The following is a 214-nucleotide window of genomic DNA, read 5'->3' as shown; positions in this document are numbered from 1 at the left end:
GCCACCGGCTACGGTTTCGCTGATGATGTTGCTGTCGCCTTTGACATTGATGGTGTCGCCCAATGCGTAGTTGTTGCTGCCGGTGGTACCGCCGAAGTTGATGCCTTTGGCGATATTGGCGGCGTTGTTGGCGACGTTTTGGTTGGTCGCAAACAGTTGGCTGCCGTTAACGGCATCTTTGCTGTTGGCATTGAGGTCGCCGTCGGCTACGTTG

At 56.1% G+C, this 214-nt stretch carries 1 protein-coding gene; it reads right to left on the bottom strand.

The annotated features are described in order from the left end of the window. Positions 1-214: hypothetical protein (locus ACTHTU_RS11470; protein ID WP_440362621.1), on the bottom strand; the 214-nt coding region annotated here is incomplete at both ends.

Origin of the sequence: Neisseria sp. P0020.S005, assembly GCF_051957055.1 — a bacterium.
GTDB classification, from domain to species: domain Bacteria; phylum Pseudomonadota; class Gammaproteobacteria; order Burkholderiales; family Neisseriaceae; genus Neisseria; species Neisseria subflava_A.
The sequence above is the reverse complement of the archived record's forward strand: the minus strand, read 5'-3'. Positions and strand labels throughout refer to the sequence as shown.